A 17,469-nucleotide genomic window follows, 5' to 3' on the forward strand; every position below is an offset into this window, starting at 1 on the left:
TACAGAAAAATTCATACCAGATCACATAATGAAATTAATATTTCTGATTGTGTTGTAAATGAAACAAATATTCCGTATAACGGTATTGTCAAATCAAAAGTATTCAATAAAAGCATTCGGATAGCCATTGCGCCAGACAGAATGTGCGAGGGAGAGAACAAATGAAAGAAATCCGTATTGGTATGATTGGAACTGGCTACATAGGGCGTGCTCATGCGATTGCTTATGCACAAGCATCAACGGTTTTTCCACTAAAAGGAAAACTCGTGCGTGAAATGATTGCGGAAGTGACCCCCGAGTTAGCACAAACCCGCGCACAGGAAATGGGCTTTAACCGTTCAACGGATGATTGGCGCAAATTGGTCGCCGATCCAAATATTGATGTGGTGGATATTTGTTCTCCTAATTTTTTACACAAAGAAATGGCAATGGAAGCGATCAAACATGGCAAACATGTTTATTGTGAAAAGCCATTAGCCCTCAATTCTCATGATGCAAAAGAGATGGTTGCTGCCGCAGAAAAAGCGGGGGTAAAAACCTTGGTTGGGTTTAATTATATGAAAAACCCTACCGCTCAGTTAGCGAAGGAAATCATCACCAATGGTGAAATCGGGGATGTGATCCACTTCTATGGTACCCATAACGAAGACTATATGGCAGATCCCAAAGCACCAATCCATTGGCACTGTTTTAAAGAAAAAGCGGGATTAGGAGCGTTGGGGGATCTTTGTGCACATATTATCAATATGGCGCAATACTTGGTTGGCGATATTGAAACGGTTTGTGGCGATATGGAGATTGTCATCAAAGAACGCCCGGAGAAAGCAGGCTCTTCAGTGATGGTGGCGGTAGAAAATGAAGATCAGGCACATGCGATGGTGCGTTTTGCTGGTGGTGCAATGGGGGTGATTGAGACTTCCCGCATCGCCTCGGGTCGTAAAATGGGACTAACCTATGTGGTTACAGGTACAAAAGGCACCTTGTCATTTACCCAAGAGCGCATGGCGGAATTGAAACTGTATCGTCACGATGAGCCATCGAACCGCCAAGGATTCAAAACAATCTTAGTTGGACCTGAACATCCAGACTATGCACCATTTTGTGGTGGTGCGGGTCATGGTATTGGTTTTAACGATCAAAAAACAGTCGAAGTACGCGATTTAATTGATGGTATTGCGACAGATAAACCCATATGGCCAGATTTTGAAGAGGGCTGGAAAGTGTCGCGTATTTTAGATGCTATTGCATGTTCTTACGAAGAACAGCGTTGGGTCAAAGTAAAAGAAATCAATTAATTCTGTTGCAGTTAAGGGGTGATTAATGGATAGGCAGAAGAAGTTAGATGTTATCTGTATGGGCCGTATTGCCGTTGACCTATACGGACAACAGATAGGTTCTCGTTTAGAGGATATGAGTACGTTTGCCAAATATTTGGGGGGCTCATCAGGTAATGTTGCATTCGGCACAGCTATACAAGGGTTGAAATCATCAATGCTAGCTCGTGTGGGGGATGAACACATGGGGCGCTTTTTACGCGAGGAGTTACAACGCGTAGGATGCGACACTAGCCATCTGATCACAGATAAAGACAGATTAACCGCGTTAGTGATTTTAGGCATCAAAGACCAAGATACCTTTCCACTGATTTTCTACCGTGATAATTGCGCAGATATGGCCATCACACCGGATGATTTTAGTGAAGAATATATCGCGTCCTCCCGTTGCTTAGCGATTACAGGCACGCATTTATCGAACCCGAAAACCCGTGCTGCGGTGTTGAAAGCACTGGAATATGCAAAACGGAATAATGTTAAAACTGCAATTGATATCGATTATCGTCCCGTATTGTGGGGGTTAACCTCTTTAGGTGATGGTGAAACACGTTTTATTGCCTCAGACACGGTTACGCAGCAACTGCAAGAAGTGTTAGGGATGTTTGACCTGATTGTTGGAACCGAAGAAGAGTTCCATATTGCAGGGGGAACAACTGACACCGTCCAAGCATTGAAAAATATTCGCCAACTAACAGATGCTGAATTGGTGTGTAAACGTGGTTCATTAGGGTGTTCAGTATTCAGTGGCGCAATCCCAGAAACCTTAGATGAAGGCATAACCGTACAGGGTGTTCGAGTTGATGTACTTAACGTGCTAGGTGCGGGCGATGCGTTCATGTCTGGCTTGTTGAGAGGCTACCTAAACGGAGACGGTTGGGAAAAAGCCTGTGCCTATGCGAATGCATGTGGTGCACTGGTGGTTTCACGTCATGGTTGTGCGCCTGCGATGCCAACAAAAGTCGAGTTAGATAACTACCTTGAGCGCGCAGCGGCTGTACCACGCCCTGATCTTGACCCAGTCTTGAACCATCTGCACCGTGTCACAACGCGTAGTACACAATGGAATGAACTTTGCGTGATGGCATTTGACCATCGCATTCAGTTTGTGGATATGGCACGCACCGCTGGGGTGGATATTGCTTGTATTCCATACCTGAAAAAACTGATTTTCCGAGCCAGTCTTGAAGTGTCACAAGAAGCGAATTTACAAGGTAAAGCGGGTTTATTATGTGACAGTACTTTTGGGCAAGATGTGCTAAATGATGTGACGGGGCGTGGCTGGTGGATTGGGCGTCCAATTGAATTACCTGCTTCAAGACCATTGTGCTTAGAACACGGCAATATTGGCTCCCAACTGGTGAGCTGGCCGAAAGAGCATATTGTGAAATGCTTGGTGTTCTTCCACCCAGAAGATAATCATCCGCTACGTTTAGAGCAAGAAAAAACCGTTCAAGAAGTGTATAGCGCATGCTGCCAATCGGGTCATGAGTTATTGCTTGAAGTGATTCTACCTGCGGACATGGAGCGTAATGATGAACTGTACTTACGTGCTATTAAACGCTTCTATAACTTAGGTATTAAACCTGATTGGTGGAAATTACCCCCGCTAAAAGCGGAAAATTGGGATGCAGTGGACGCCTTAATTCAAGAGCGTGACCCATATTGCCGTGGCGTGGTGTTATTAGGGTTAGATGCCCCGCAAGATGAGCTGCAAGCAGGCTTTAATGCCGCAGCAGGAAAATCAATCGTTAAAGGATTCGCAGTGGGTCGTACTTTATTTGGTAAACCATCATTAGAATGGATGAAAGGTGAGCTGAATGATGACGAGCTGGTGCAGAAAATTAAAACAAACTATTTAAACCTGATAGCCCTATGGCGTCAGCGTAAACAATAATCCCTTTTACCTACACAGGAGCTTCATCATGGCAATCCAACTTGGTATCAACCCTTTGACATGGACCAATGATGATTTACCCACACTGGGGGCGGAAACGCCACTGGAAACTTGTTTGACGGAAGGTCGTCAGGCGGGGTTTGCAGGCTTTGAATTGGGCAACAAATTCCCACGTAAAGCCGACGTTTTAGGGCCAATTTTAAAACAGCACGATTTACAATTAGTATCTGGCTGGTACTCGGGGGAGCTCTTAACCCGCAGTGTGGAAGAAGAAATTGCAGCCGTACAAGAGCACCTAGCATTACTGCGTGATCTTGGTGCAAAGGTTATGGTGTTTGCTGAAGTAACCCATTGTATTCATGGGGATCAAAATAAACCCGTGCATATGCGCCCACTTTTCCCAGCAGATAAATGGGAAGAGTATGGTAAAAAGCTGACAGAGTTTGCGAAATATACGTTATCTCAAGGGGTTAAAATTGCCTATCACCACCATATGGGAACGGTAATTGAATCTGCTGAAGATGTAGATAACTTAATGAAACATACTGGGGACGAAGTGGGTTTACTCCTCGATACAGGTCATTTAACGTTTGCAGGGGCAGATCCTGTTGAAGTGGCAAAACGCTGGGCAAAACGTATTAACCATGTGCATTGCAAAGACGTGCGTGCTGATGTGCTTAAAGATGTGAAAAACCGCAAAACAAGCTTCTTAGATGCTGTGTTGGCGGGGGTTTTTACCGTACCAGGTGATGGCTGTGTTAATTACCCAGAAGTCTTCAAGGTATTGAAGAATAGCCAGTATGAAAATGGTTGGTTAGTTGTGGAAGCAGAGCAAGACCCTGCGATTGCACATCCATTGACTTATGCCACCTTGGGGTTCAATAACTTGCATAAATTCGCTAAGGATGCAGGGCTGATCTAAGCGTTAGTTATATTTTAGTTTGTGGGGTTTTGGCTGCGTTTGCCTACCTAGGGGCTGTATATTTTTGCTGCTGAATTTACCGCTAAAAAAGGGCGAAAAACAATCCACAGGATGGATATGTCAATCAAGGGACGATTATGTGAATGAAGTTTGATGCTTAAAATGTAGCCCTACGGGGCCGATTAAAGCAGGTTTCACTTATTTGATGCGACGTTGAGAGGTGCTTGTCGAATTCACTCGGCAGCGAACCTCTCCCCTTACCTAAAATGGCGTTAATTCGAATAAAAATGGTCATTAACGATAAGCAGCCTCTAGCCACAAACTGATTTAATTGATGAAACAGTTAGTGTCTGAAAAGAATTATCTAACTAGAACCTAAAAAGTGTCAGAGGAAAGTTATGTCAAAACTACTGTCGAAATACCATGCTCCAGATGCACATAAGCGTACTCAGCATATTACACCGCAGATTGCTAACTGGGGATATGTACACTTTGATGTATACGAATTGAAGCAAGGTGAATCCATTTCGTTACCTGCGTCTGAAAACGAAATGTGTTTAGTACTAGTGGCTGGTAAGGCGACAATCAGTACACCAAATCAAAAGTTTGAAAATATTGGTGATCGCATGGATCCGTTTGAACGGAAAAAACCGTATGCGGTATATGTGACGGCACAAGAGTTTGCTGAAGTTAAAGCTGAAACTGCATTGGAACTTGCCGTTTGCAGTGCGAAAGGAAAAGGGACTTATCCAACCCGTCTAATTGGTCCTGATGATATTGGCGCAGAGCAACGAGGTCATGGTTATAATAAACGTTATGTGCACAATATTTTGCCAGATGATAAAGCCGCGGATAGCTTATTAGTTGTCGAAGTGTTTACGGACGAAGGCTGCACCAGCTCATACCCTAGCCATAAACATGACACCGATAATGAACCCAATGAAACCTATTTAGAAGAAACCTATTATCACCGTTTGAATCCACCACAAGGTTTCTGCATGCAACGTGTTTACACTGACGACCGTGAATTAGATGAGTGTATGGCAGTGTATAACAAAGATGTGGTTATGGTGCCAAAAGGGTATCACCCAATGGCAACTGTGGCAGGCTACGATAACTACTATTTAAATGTGATGGCAGGGCCGACACGTAAGTGGTTATTTACATGGGAAAAAGACCATAATTGGGTCAATAGCGATGTGTATACCGCCAAACACAAAGGGCAGTAAGTTGTTACCTGCAATCGTGAATAAAGTGAAATAAAGTTGTAAGCACCAAATCTGTTATCTATTTTGCCGGTAAAATTTTTTACCGGCTTTTTTCTGATTAATTAATAGGCTGCCGTAAATTGTTGGCGAATAAACTGAGCATTATTCACTTCATCAAGGAGAGCAACGGCAAAATCTTCAACTGAAATTTTCGCTGGTACGTTGCCATTCATTAACAATTCAGTGCCTCCCAAACGGAAGGTTTCTGTGCGTTCACCGGGTTCAAGCATGGCAGCGGGGGAAACATAGGTCCAATCAAGGGTATCTATAGTTTGTAACTGATTTTTGAATTCACGCATCGCTTGTGCACCCGGTTTAATTTCAGCGGGGAAATCAGGGGAATCAATTAAATCCATATTAGGCGCGATTTTTAAACTACCTGCACCACCCACAACAATAAAACGTTTCACCATGGCTTTTTGTACCGCTTGTAAAATAGCATGGTTTCCTGTGACAGTATCTTGGTATAAATTCGGGTTTTTCCAGCCACCATTGAATGCACTAATCACCACGTCTTGGCCTTTAAGGCGAGAGGTTAGCCAAGCAACATCCGTAACATCTCCAGATTCTGTTATCAAATGAGCGTGTTGTGGCAAAGTGTTACTGTGGCGAGAAATGGCGGTAACTTGATGCTGGCGGCGCAGCGCTTCAGCAACTAATGCTTTTCCCACAAATCCTGTTGCACCAATGATCGATATTTTCATACGTCACCCCTAGTGTTGTTTGATTATGTAAATATCATCTTATTAAAGTATAGGGTAGATTTATCTTCTACGGAATGTACTTAGTGCATTTTTTTGATTTTGCGTGTGACCGGTTAACTTGCGAGGAATATGAACAATCAGAAAATGCCGTTACCCTAGGGGCTGTTTATCTTTGCTACTGATTTCTACAGCCCAAAAAAGCTCAAAAAAACAATTCCCAAAATGGCAAAGTGGATCCGGCGTACTGACTGACGACGATTTGAATCAACTATTGTCCTTAAACGCTGCCCTACGGGTTCGATTAACGCACGTTTCACTCATTTAATGGTGCGTTGAGAGGCTTTTGCCGAGTTCACAAGGCGCAGAACCTCTCGCCTTGCCTAAAATGGCTATAATTCGAATAAAAATTGACCATCAAAGGTCAACAGCCCCCTAGTAAAGCCTATTGCTGTGGGGTATTAACTTTTTCGCCAGTTTGCTGAGTTGGGGTTCCTTCTCGGAATAATTTTAAAATAATACTTGTTATGATAGCAATTGCGCCGCCTAACGCAGTTTCCAGTACGCGGTCAAATAGCAATTCATAGGTTGGGTGCCGCCAATAAACCACTTGCTCAAGCACAGATAATATCAAACTGGTGACAACAAATGTCATAAAGGTATAACTGTGGTGAAAACTCATTGGCATTAAAAAAGCAAAAACAACCATTGCAATTAAACCAATATACGGCATCAATGGCGTATTAAATAAAAAAAACAGTAACAAAACAGAAATTAGACTACCTAAGACCCTTTGCAAAGTAATTTTGATGATACTTTCTGACTTGGGATGTAAGACAAACACAAAGGTCAGCAGCGTCCAATAAAAGTGCCCAAGGTCGATAAAACGTGGAATAGCCAAAGCGAGTAGCAACCCAAGTGCATAGGTCATTGATCGAGGAATAATGTTTTTACGCAGGGTAAATAAATTTCGTTCAACTAAGGCGCTGGTGATCACACTGTGGCGTGTCATTTTATGGCTAAGTACATAATAGGTAATGAGTGTTACACCACTACCAATAATAAAGCCCAGTGCCAAACTTTTGGAGATATCCGGCAAAATAGTGCCGATTGTCGACATGATGATCATAAATTTCATGGTTAGATCCATAGCAGGATCAGTGCCGTACAATTGGTAATAAATAAACGAGAAGATAGCGAGGTAAAGATAAAATGCGGTACCAAGGCGTAGAGTATCACCAATAAAAATTGACACTAAAATCATCAATAAACAAAACGTGGTATAGGCGTAGTTTTTATATTCTTTGGCTGCATTAAACAAATTAAAGGAATACAAGGTTGAGAAGGCTGCCCACATGGCTGCTTGAGCATCTAAAATCGTAAAAGCGGTCACTGCGCTAAAAAACATGCAACTGGTAAAAATAATTCCATCGTGTATAGCCGGAAACGCTCTCATAATACGACGCTCATAAAATGATATTTAACTTATTAATTATTAAGGTAATTAGATAATAAGCACCTTGGGATTTCAAGGGGAAATGGCGATTTTACCAGATTGGGAATAAATGTTATGACTCAAGCAAAGTCGAGGTAACTTCTGTTTTTATATGACAAAAAAGGCATAATAGGCAAAGAGCAGTCGTCACAATCATTAAGGTAAAACAATGCAAATAATCAATCCTCATGATTTTGTTTGGGTCGGTAATAATGAAGATGTCGAGGTAGGATCGCTTCCACAATGGGTGGAGGCCCAGTGGAATTGTAAGTTACCATTGACGGTATACCGAGATAAAGCAGAAGACGCAAACATTACAGTCGCAATACGGGGTATCAAGCCCCATCAACGTGTTACGACACAAATTAAAAAATCAGCGATCACCCATATCATGAACGTAGAATCATTGGTTGCTGATTCCGTTGAATTGCAACGGTCGATGTTTATTGCATTGCCGCCTGTGCAGGTCTTATGGTTAATCTCACAAACAAAATGGCCGTGGAAATGGGGAGTAACAGGCAGTTGTGCTTATACATTGGCGACTGATATTCAAAGTATGTTATCTGATTGCGATCTTGATGTGGTACTACGCTGTCCAACGCGCCACCAAAAAGAAGATTTTGCTGAATTTGCGATTAAAGCCAATACGCCTTATTGCCCTATCGATATTCATGTGGAAACCCCCAAAGGTGGCTTTTCTTTAGCGGAATGGTTTAAAAATGAGCAAGTGACATTGCATACCCCGCAAGGGGATGTGATGACGGCAGATCCTTGGGATGAAAGCCTATAAATTGTATTTGTCGTAAAAATGCACGTAATACGTTTGTTTGTTAAGCAAATCGTTTAATTATTAATTTTGATGTTCGTGCAGGTGATTTTTTACCGAACGATAATCGGCTAAAAATGGCGCAGCGGAGCAATTCCCTGCGCTATTTTGTTAGTGATCAATATGCGGTTCTTGAATACCGGCTTGTCGCCATTCTTGCATGGCTGGCAAACTTAGCATACGGGCAACCCATTGCTGTGCCGCTGTATTAACCGGCAACTGGTAACTGTGAATGCGAAACGCAACAGGTGCATAAAACGCATCCACTGCTGTAAATTCACCTCCTGCAAGCCACGGCCCCCCAAATTTTTTTAGTCCTTCTTGCCATAATTGTGAAATGCGATCGAGGTCTGCTTGTAACTCACGGGATATCTCTTTTAATGGCACATTACGAGAAATATCCATTGGGCATTGTTGGCGCAGTGTGGTGAAGCCTGAATGCATTTCGGCGCTGGCACTGCGCGCCCATGCTCTTGCAACACGGTCGGTTGGCCATGCTTGCGGGTGATCTTCTGCGATATATTCACAAATCGCTAAGGAGTCCCAAACCGTCAGATTTCCATCGACTAAGCAAGGGACTAAACCACTTGGCGAAAAACGACGAAATTTGTCATGGCTACTTTTGCCACTTTCAAAAAAACAGATATTTTCGTTAAAAGGAATTTGCAACGCTTTTAACAAAACCCAAGGGCGCAATGACCAAGAAGAGTAATTTTTGTTCGCTATCCAAAGAGTATACATAGGCAAACCTGCAAATAAAGAAGGGAGGATACCAATGTAAAAGGAATAGAATGGTTCTACAAATATTTTTTATCCTTAAAAAGAATATAACGGATAAGCATAAGATAGAAATAATGGCATTATTAAAAATAAGATATCACGGTGATTTACAAAACTGGAAAAAACTTTATTTAAATTTTATGATCCCATATAGACAAAATGAAATAACAAACTATTTTTTATAATGGTGATCGTATTTGAATATCTTCAACAAAATATTTGTTTAACTTTGGGATAGGAATAAAATTAATTTCACCTTATGATTATTATGGCTTAGTTAATTAAATATCACCTTCATCTTTAACTGGTTTTTTATCATGCAATGGAAAAATAATACAACCCGTTATGGGCACTTAACTCTGCTCATTCACTGGTTAGTCGCGATTGTCGTATATGGAATGTTCGCCTTAGGTTTATGGATGGTGACACTGGGCTATTATGATAGTTGGTACCATCAAGCACCGGAGATCCATAAAAGTATAGGAATACTATTATTTATTGTTATGGCATTTCGTGTAATTTGGCGTTTTATTTCACCGCCACCAAAGCCATTACCAACCTATAGCAAATTAACTAAAGTCAGCTCTATAACTGTTCAAATTCTGATATATATTATTTTATTCAGTATATTGATTAGCGGTTATTTAATTTCAACCGCTGATGGTCAGCCAATCAGTGTATTTGGTTGGTTTGATGTCCCAGCTTTATTTACAGGTGCTGCAACACAAGCGGATACCGCGGGTGAAATTCACTTGTACCTCGCTTGGGCAGTCGTTCTATTGTCAGTTCTACATGCGGCTGCCGCATTGAAACATCACTTTTTTGATCGTGATATTACATTAAAAAGAATGTTGGGTTTTAACCCCGATAAGTAACGTGGAGATAATTATGTTGAAGAAAACGGTTCTTGGTCTGGCTTCTGGCGCACTATTTTTAACAGCAGGTTCTGCGCTTGCGCAAACGTACCAATTTGATAAGCAAGGCCAACACGCTTTCATCGAATTTCGTATTCAGCATTTAGGTTATAGCTGGGTATACGGTAGCTTTAAAGATTTTGATGGTACCTTTACTTATGATGCAAAAGACCCATCAAAAGACAAAGTTGAAGTTACTATCAAAACGGGTAGCGTAGACACTAACCATGCAGAGCGTGATAAACACTTGCGTAGTGCAGACTTTTTAAATGCGTCTAAATTCCCAGAAGCGAAATTCGTTTCAACGGAAGTGAAAAAAGAGGGCGAAACTTATAAAATTACGGGTGATTTCACCTTAAATGGTGTCACAAAACCTATCACATTAGATGCAAAATTAATGGGTGAGGGTAAAGATCCATGGGGTGGATACCGTGCAGGTTTTGAAGCACAAGGTAATATCAAACTGAAAGATTTTAATATTAAGTCTGATTTAGGCCCTAAATCTCAAGAAGCTCAACTGTTGATTTCAGTTGAAGGTGTTCAAACAAAATAATTTGATTTTCCCCCTCTGGTAAATACACCTGAGGGGGATTTTGTGTGTCAATCCTTTCGTTTTTCTCTTGTAATTTCCCTTATTCCTATAGCTAGCCTTCATTGATACAGGCTAAAATAGCCACTATCACTTTTTTCAGGTTAATTCAGGACGTTATCTTAATGCACACTATAATTACCTAAATGACATAGTGTCATCAGGGGGTTAAGCATTTGGTAAGAAAACCTAATACCATGAAAACGCGAGTAGTTATTGGTTTGATTAAGAAAAGGCAGGGCGACTTTGAATACAAATAGTTCACGTAAAACCGCATTGATTGTTAGCATTATATTTATTGCATTTGCCGTCGGTTTTTACTGGTTAAGCAAAGATAATAATGTGTTATCTACGGATAACAATACCGCTATCCACTCAGAAGCGTTGGCGCAAGCTGAAAAAGAGCTGCCAATTATTGCGACAGTGAAAAAAATCAGCCCTGAAACCTACCAAAGTTTTGAGCATCTGATCACACAGTATTATCCTGAAAATGAAGATATTCGTCGCCAATTATTTGACCAAATCGTCGGCAGTGTAATGAAACTCGTTGTTGAGCGGATGGAATATGTGTCTGATGATGCAGTGATAAATTTTACCGCCAAAGTAAATGATTACCTTAAAGTTTTATTGGAAGAAGATCCAACAGGAAAGACCTGTTTTTATTCGCTGTTTCCTCATTTAAGAGAAACGGCAGAGATCATTCCACCGAAGAAAAGCCAAGCGGTTTTATTAAAACAAATCCAAGCAACCAATGAATTATTAATTTCCAGTGAGGCGGGTAAAACTCAAGCTTTAATGCCACCAACCGAATACGCGGAAATATTGGGTCAATTAGCATCTGGACTAAGCACTAAATATGGCGCCGACGCGGCTATTCTTGGGAATTTAAAAGCAGGTCAAAAATCCCCTGCATTAGCTTGCCAGGTTTCTATTAGTTTTTACGATGAAATCCTTGCGATCCCTGATAATGGCAAAAAAGCGGCATTATTACGTTCTTTATTTTCATCGGTGAATAATTAGTTTTTGGCTAAACAATAGCATCTCGTCATGAGATGCTATTACGTATGATCAATTATTACATTTCTTTTGTTCACATCTTCTGCCATTTTTTATACTTTATCTACGCACATCTTAGCATTTGCATTTATGTAGTATGCTTATTATATCAATATGTTAGTTTTAACCTTTTTTGGAGGTGGCATGAAGTTTGTTCAAAAAAGTATCGTGGCGCTCATCACCTTAACAACACTTTCTTTACCAGCAGTAGTTAGCCAAGCTTGCACCCGTGTTGTCTATTTAGGGGAAAATGAGCAAATCATGACTGGGCGAACCATGGACTGGAAATATGATATTGGCACCAACCTTTGGATTTTCCCCCGTGGGATGTCTCGTGATGGTGTCGCAGGGCCAAATTCTGTGAAATGGACATCAAAATACGGCAGCGTAATTGCATCTGGGTACGATATTTCAACCACCGATGGTGTTAACGAAAAAGGATTGGTGGCCAACTTATTATGGTTAGCGGAGTCTAAATATCCACAACTTAATGATAAACAAGCGGCACTATCGATTTCATTATGGGCGCAATATGTTTTAGATAATTATGCGACAGTTGCTGAAGCGGTTGCCGATTTGGAAAAAAATCCATTGCTAGTGGTCACGGATAATGTCCCCGGTCAAAACCGTTTAGCCACATTGCATTTATCCATTTCAGATGCCAGCGGTGATAGTGCGATTATTGAATATATTGATGGTAAGCAAGTTATTCATCACAGTCGCCAATATCAAGTAATGACTAACTCACCAATCTATGAAAAACAACTGGCGATGCAAGAATATTGGCAAGGTATTGGTGGTACTGTGATGCTACCGGGTACTAACCGTTCTGCGGATAGGTTTGCTCGTGCGCAATTTTACGTTAATGCAATTCCGCAAAATACCACGGCAAATAAAGCGGTTGCGAGTGTATTTAGCGTGATCCGTAACGTCTCTGTACCTTACGGTTTAAGTTCTGAATCTTCCCCTGAAATTTCGTCAACCCGTTGGCGTACATTGGTGGATCACAAACGCCAATTATATTTTTTTGAATCTGCGCTGACGCCAAATATCTTCTGGACCGATTTAGCCAAAATCGATTTCTCAGCTGAGACAGGAAAAGTGAAAAAGTTGGAGCTAGGTGAAGAACAAAGTCATATCTATTCAGGGGACGCTACCAATAATTATGTGGTGACAAAACCGTTTGAATTTTTAGGGCTTAGTGCAAAACAATTAGGCTATTAGTCATCAATCTTGGTATATCAACCTTCAGTCATTACGTAGGTTGATATACATCAAGAGCTCAGTAATTTATTGATGAATACTTTGCAGATAATAAATTAACAGTATAAGATGTATTTTAAATGCAACTTATTGGTGATGATATGAACGAGCTAGTGTGTTACAAAACCATGCCGGTCTGGGATAAGGCATCTCTTCCCTTAATGTTCCAAGAACGTCATAACACAAAAGAAGAGACTTATGCACAATTGAAAGTGCTACAAGGCACTTTAGATTTTATCATTTTTAATGATGATGGCAGCGAGCAATGTTTTACGTTTGATATTGAAAACCAACCGCCGATAATCGAGCCGCAAGTTTGGCACCGAATTTCTGCGTGTAGTGATGATATGCAATGCCAGCTTTCGTTTATGTGCAAACCTGAACTGCAATTTTATAAACAACACGGTTTGACCACCCCTCACTCTGAAATACGTTATCTGTGTGAAAACCACCTTTGTACACCGTGTAAGACGCTGGATTTGGGGTCAGGACGCGGGCGTAATAGTTTCTACCTTGCATTACAAGGCTATGATGTCACTGCTGTAGATATTAACCCTCAGCATATTCAGGCGATTGATTTTGTAAAACAACAAGCGGGTATCGACAATATCACCACTGCGGTCTATGACATTAATAGCCATCAAATCCAAGGTGATTACGATTTAATTATTTCTACCGTTGTTCTGATGTTTTTACAGCGGGAAAAAATTACCGATGTGGTCAAAAATATGCAGGAGCACACGCTTTCTGGTGGAATAAATGTGATTGTTTGTGCGGTTGAAACACCGGATGCGCCATTGGATTTCGTGCCATTTAACTGTTTCTTAAAACCAGGTGAACTAGAAGGCTATTACCAAGATTGGGAAATATTAAAATACAACGAAAACCCAGGTCATTTACATCGTACAGATGCACAAGGTAATCGTATTAAATTAAATTTTGCCACCTTGATTGCTAAAAAGAAATAAGCAATGATTGGCAGAAAAAGGGGCGTTCATTAGCCCCTTTTTAAATGAAACATTAAGCTTCAGCGGTTTTTTGTTTATCGCTGCGAGCTAAGGTTCTTTCTAATAAAACGGCATATAACGGCCGACCGCCTAAGAATTGCGCCATCATAGTGGCACCGATGCAAGTAATAATCATTGGTAGGATTAACTGGTAATTATTAGTCATTTCCAATACTAAGACAATCCCTGTTAGTGGCGCTCTCACCGTAGCTGCAAATAAAGCGCCCATACCTGCGATGGCAAAAGTGCCCACTTCGATTTGATATTCCGGGAAGATGGCTAATGCACTGTAACCAAAAATTCCACCAAATAGGGTACCTAACGCTAGTAAGGGGGAAAAAATACCACCAGGTGCCCCTGAACTAAAACTAATGGTTGAAGTGAGAAAACGGAGTGCAAAAAATAGTAATAGTAAGGTAATAGTAAAGCTGCCGGCGACCATCTGGTGGATCACGGCATAACCACCACCAACAATTTCAGGCATGTAAACACCAATTGCCCCACAAAGACCTCCAATTAAGCCGCCCATTAAGACGAAACGCGAAAGTTTGTTCTGGTAAAAACGTTGAAACTGGCTTTGTAGGAACAGCAAAAAGTGGTTAAAACAGATCCCGATAACGCCAAACAGCATCCCTAAAATAAGGTATAACCACAGGGTATTCATCGGAGCAGACGAAAATTGCCCAATATTTAATACCGCGGCTTCACCGTTGATTAAACGGTAGACAATTGTCGCAGTAACTACACCAATAAAAACGGCTTTAATGGAGATTAAGCTATATTTAAATTGCGGGCGCATCTCTTCGATAATAAATAAAATACCCGCAAGTGGTGCATTAAATGCGGTTGCTAAGCCTGCAGCGGCCCCTGAGGCAAGTAAAGTATGGCGAGATTCATTGTCTTTTAATCGAAAAAGGTCATAGAACATTTGGCTAATATTTGCCCCCAATTGTACCGTTGGCCCCTCTCGACCTAAAACCATTCCTGAACCCAATGTACCCAGGCCACCAATAAATTTTACGGGGATCACTCGCCACCAGCGAACCGGGCGTAAATCTTGTAATGCGCCTTCAATTTCGGGGATCCCAGATCCCCCTGATTCAGGGGAAAAGCGTTTTACAAGGTAATAACCTATCATCGCTAAAACAGCGGATACAAAAAACATGGCGATAACAACGAGCCATTTATGACTGACAACGTCACCGACAGATTGAATACGTGAATTGCTAACCCACGTCGTGCCCATTTCAAATAAAGAGCCAATTAACCCAACAAATGCGCCAATAATAGCGGATAGCAATAGGATCTTTAATGGCGTTTTATCTGAGCTTTTTATTCGTGTAAATAACCCTGCTTTTGAGGGGGATATCGATTTTGGGGATGAGTTAGCCTGTATCATCTTTATTGGACTCTCTAATTACGACCGAATAACAACTACTTATATTCAGTATACCAAGGCTTATCTCAAAACCAGCATAGGAAATGATTTTTTTCTTGGCTAAGGCTATGGCGGAACAAAAATAGCGTAAGAAAATGCAGACTCCATCTGCTTAGCATACTTAAATTAGCGTGAATAGTTCTCATTAACATCGGGTTTTAATCTAGATCAATAAACTGTGAAATAACTTCAGCGGCCTCTTTTTTATTCTAATAAAGGGCGTAATCTTAATGTTGTATTTTAAATGCAACTTAAGAGGCGAACAACATGTACTGTGTGCAATGTGAACAAACAATTAGAACTCCAGCTGGAAATGGCTGTGCATACGCGCAGGGTATGTGCGGTAAAACAGCTGAAACATCTGACCTGCAAGATTTATTAGTTGCTGTATTGCAAAGCTTATCTGCGAGTGCGGTTACGGCTCGCTCTTTAGGCATTATTGACCATGACATTGATAGCTTTGCACCCCGCGCATTTTTTTCCACATTAACTAACGTGAATTTCGATTCAGAGCGAATTATTGGTTATGCACGAGAAGCGATTTATTTGCGCGATAAACTAATCAAACATTGTCAATCGGTGAATAGTGCTGTGGAATTTAATCATCCACTGATTAATTTGCAATTAGAGGGCAGTGATATTCCGACACTGCAAGCACAAGCCGCAAAATTTGCCCTAGATATTGATAAAGTACAAGTGGGTGATGATATTCATGGTCTGCGCATGCTCTGCTTATATGGTTTAAAAGGGGCAGCGGCTTATATGGAACACGCCCATGTTTTAGGCCAATACGACAATGAAATTTATAGCCAGTATCATAAAATTATGGCTTGGCTTGGCACATTACCAGCAGATATGAATGAACTGCTTGATAATGCCATGGCAATTGGCTTGATGAATTTCAAAATCATGGAAATCTTAGATGCAGGGGAAACCGGCGAATTTGGCCATCCAACACCAACGGAAGTTAACGTTCGCCCAGTTGCGGGGAAATGCATTTTAATCTCGGGTCATGACCTGAAAGACTTAAAAATGCTGTTAGAGCAAACGGAAGGAACCGGTATCAACATCTATACTCACGGTGAAATGTTACCTGCCCATGGTTACCCTGAACTGAAAAAATACGCGCATCTAGTGGGGAATTACGGTAGTGGTTGGCAAAATCAGCAAGTGGAATTTGCTAAGTTCCCAGGTCCGGTATTGATGACCTCAAACTGTATTATTGATCCAGATGTCGGCGATTATAAAGATCGAATTTGGACTCGCAGTATTGTAGGTTGGCCGGGCGCAAAACACCTAGAAGGTGATGATTTTGCTGAAATGATCGCACAAGCACAATCATTAGCGGGTTTCCCATACACTGAAATTGAACACAAAATTACTGTTGGTTTTGGTCGTCAAACCTTATTAAGTGCCGCGGATGCGGTGATTGATTTAGTGTCACAGAAAAAATTACGTCATGTGTTCCTTGTTGGTGGATGTGACGGTAGCCGTGATGAAAGAAGTTATTACACTGATTTTGCTCGGGCAGTCCCCGAAGACTGCCTGATTTTAACACTGGCTTGTGGTAAATACCGTTTTAATAAATTGGATTTTGGCACACTTGAAGGCTTACCACGCTTACTTGATGTGGGTCAGTGCAACGATGCCTACTCAGCGATTATGCTTGCTGTCAATTTATCTGAAAAACTGGGCTGTGGTATCAATGAGTTACCATTAAGTTTAATTTTGTCTTGGTTTGAGCAAAAAGCTATCGTGATTTTATTAACTCTGCTGGCTCTTGGCGTAAAAAATATCTACACAGGGCCAAGTGCACCAGGTTTCTTAACTGAAAACTTACTCAATGTATTAAATGAGAAGTTTGGAATGCGCAGCATTACGACAGTTGAGCAAGATTTGGCTGAGATCTTACCAGCCTAATTAGCCAGATAATATAACAAGCCTTAAACCCAAAGTGGGGAAAAGCGTGGTTTTTCTCACTT

The 17,469-nt window shown here is 41.2% G+C and carries 15 protein-coding genes; 11 read left to right on the forward strand and 4 right to left on the reverse strand.

Features of this window, described 5'->3' with window-relative positions; all coding sequences use genetic code 11:
* Positions 1 to 161: 161 nt before the first annotated feature.
* From AB6N04_RS02620 to iolB, 4 genes are all read left to right on the forward strand, one after another.
* Positions 162 to 1,295 carry a Gfo/Idh/MocA family protein gene (locus AB6N04_RS02620; RefSeq protein ID WP_369310376.1) on the forward strand — a complete coding sequence of 378 codons (1,134 nt, stop codon included), beginning with the start codon at positions 162 to 164 and terminating at the stop codon, positions 1,293 to 1,295.
* 25 nt (positions 1,296 to 1,320) lie between these two features.
* Entirely contained in the window at positions 1,321 to 3,228 is a 1,908-nt protein-coding gene (gene iolC / locus AB6N04_RS02625) for a 5-dehydro-2-deoxygluconokinase (RefSeq protein WP_369310377.1), read from the forward strand.
* Positions 3,229 to 3,256: 28 nt separating this feature from the next.
* Complete coding sequence (iolE, locus tag AB6N04_RS02630) at positions 3,257 to 4,150, forward strand: myo-inosose-2 dehydratase (protein ID WP_369310378.1); 894 nt, start codon at positions 3,257 to 3,259, stop codon at positions 4,148 to 4,150.
* Between the two features lie 398 nt (positions 4,151 to 4,548).
* On the forward strand, positions 4,549 to 5,379 hold the full coding sequence (gene iolB, locus AB6N04_RS02635) for a 5-deoxy-glucuronate isomerase (RefSeq protein ID WP_369310379.1): 831 nt from the start codon (positions 4,549 to 4,551) through the stop codon (positions 5,377 to 5,379).
* A 101-nt stretch (positions 5,380 to 5,480) separates the two neighbouring features.
* Here iolB and AB6N04_RS02640 read toward each other — a convergent pair whose 3' ends face one another.
* Both AB6N04_RS02640 and AB6N04_RS02645 read right to left on the reverse strand, forming a co-directional pair.
* On the reverse strand, positions 5,481 to 6,122 hold the full coding sequence (locus AB6N04_RS02640) for an NAD(P)-dependent oxidoreductase (protein WP_369310380.1): 642 nt from the start codon (positions 6,120 to 6,122) through the stop codon (positions 5,481 to 5,483).
* A 442-nt stretch (positions 6,123 to 6,564) separates the two neighbouring features.
* Positions 6,565 to 7,575: an FUSC family protein gene (locus AB6N04_RS02645; protein WP_369310381.1), complete on the reverse strand. Its 1,011-nt coding sequence runs from the start codon at positions 7,573 to 7,575 to the stop codon at positions 6,565 to 6,567.
* A gap of 208 nt (positions 7,576 to 7,783) precedes the next feature.
* Between AB6N04_RS02645 and AB6N04_RS02650 the strand changes: the two genes are divergently transcribed.
* Positions 7,784 to 8,404 (forward strand): malonate decarboxylase holo-ACP synthase, encoded by a 621-nt coding sequence (locus tag AB6N04_RS02650; protein WP_369310382.1) that lies wholly within the window; start codon positions 7,784 to 7,786, stop codon positions 8,402 to 8,404.
* A gap of 147 nt (positions 8,405 to 8,551) precedes the next feature.
* Here the strand turns inward: AB6N04_RS02650 and AB6N04_RS02655 are convergent, their stop codons facing one another.
* A complete protein-coding gene (locus tag AB6N04_RS02655; RefSeq protein ID WP_369310383.1) occupies positions 8,552 to 9,181 on the reverse strand; it encodes a glutathione S-transferase family protein in 630 nt (209 codons plus the stop codon).
* 356 nt (positions 9,182 to 9,537) lie between these two features.
* On the opposite strand from AB6N04_RS02655, the gene AB6N04_RS02660 reads away from it, so the two are divergent.
* From AB6N04_RS02660 to tehB, 5 genes are all read left to right on the forward strand, one after another.
* Positions 9,538 to 10,095: a cytochrome b gene (locus AB6N04_RS02660; protein WP_369310384.1), complete on the forward strand. Its 558-nt coding sequence runs from the start codon at positions 9,538 to 9,540 to the stop codon at positions 10,093 to 10,095.
* Positions 10,096 to 10,108: 13 nt separating this feature from the next.
* Positions 10,109 to 10,687: a YceI family protein gene (locus tag AB6N04_RS02665; protein ID WP_369310385.1), complete on the forward strand. Its 579-nt coding sequence runs from the start codon at positions 10,109 to 10,111 to the stop codon at positions 10,685 to 10,687.
* 282 nt (positions 10,688 to 10,969) lie between these two features.
* A complete protein-coding gene (locus AB6N04_RS02670; protein ID WP_369310386.1) occupies positions 10,970 to 11,743 on the forward strand; it encodes a topoisomerase IV in 774 nt (257 codons plus the stop codon).
* A 180-nt stretch (positions 11,744 to 11,923) separates the two neighbouring features.
* A complete protein-coding gene (locus tag AB6N04_RS02675) occupies positions 11,924 to 13,003 on the forward strand; it encodes a linear amide C-N hydrolase (protein ID WP_369310387.1) in 1,080 nt (359 codons plus the stop codon).
* Between the two features lie 119 nt (positions 13,004 to 13,122).
* Positions 13,123 to 14,010, forward strand: coding sequence for an SAM-dependent methyltransferase TehB (tehB, locus tag AB6N04_RS02680; RefSeq protein WP_369310388.1), 888 nt, complete (start codon positions 13,123 to 13,125; stop codon positions 14,008 to 14,010).
* A 52-nt stretch (positions 14,011 to 14,062) separates the two neighbouring features.
* Here the strand turns inward: tehB and clcA are convergent, their stop codons facing one another.
* Entirely contained in the window at positions 14,063 to 15,448 is a 1,386-nt protein-coding gene (clcA, locus tag AB6N04_RS02685) for a H(+)/Cl(-) exchange transporter ClcA (protein ID WP_369310389.1), read from the reverse strand.
* A gap of 306 nt (positions 15,449 to 15,754) precedes the next feature.
* Between clcA and hcp the strand changes: the two genes are divergently transcribed.
* The gene (gene hcp / locus AB6N04_RS02690) at positions 15,755 to 17,407 is read left to right on the forward strand and encodes a hydroxylamine reductase (RefSeq protein ID WP_369310390.1); all 1,653 of its coding nucleotides are present in this window, start codon (positions 15,755 to 15,757) and stop codon (positions 17,405 to 17,407) included.
* Positions 17,408 to 17,469 lie beyond the last annotated feature (62 nt).

Origin of the sequence: Providencia rettgeri (genome assembly GCF_041075285.1) — a bacterium.
Classification (GTDB): domain Bacteria; phylum Pseudomonadota; class Gammaproteobacteria; order Enterobacterales; family Enterobacteriaceae; genus Providencia; species Providencia rettgeri_G.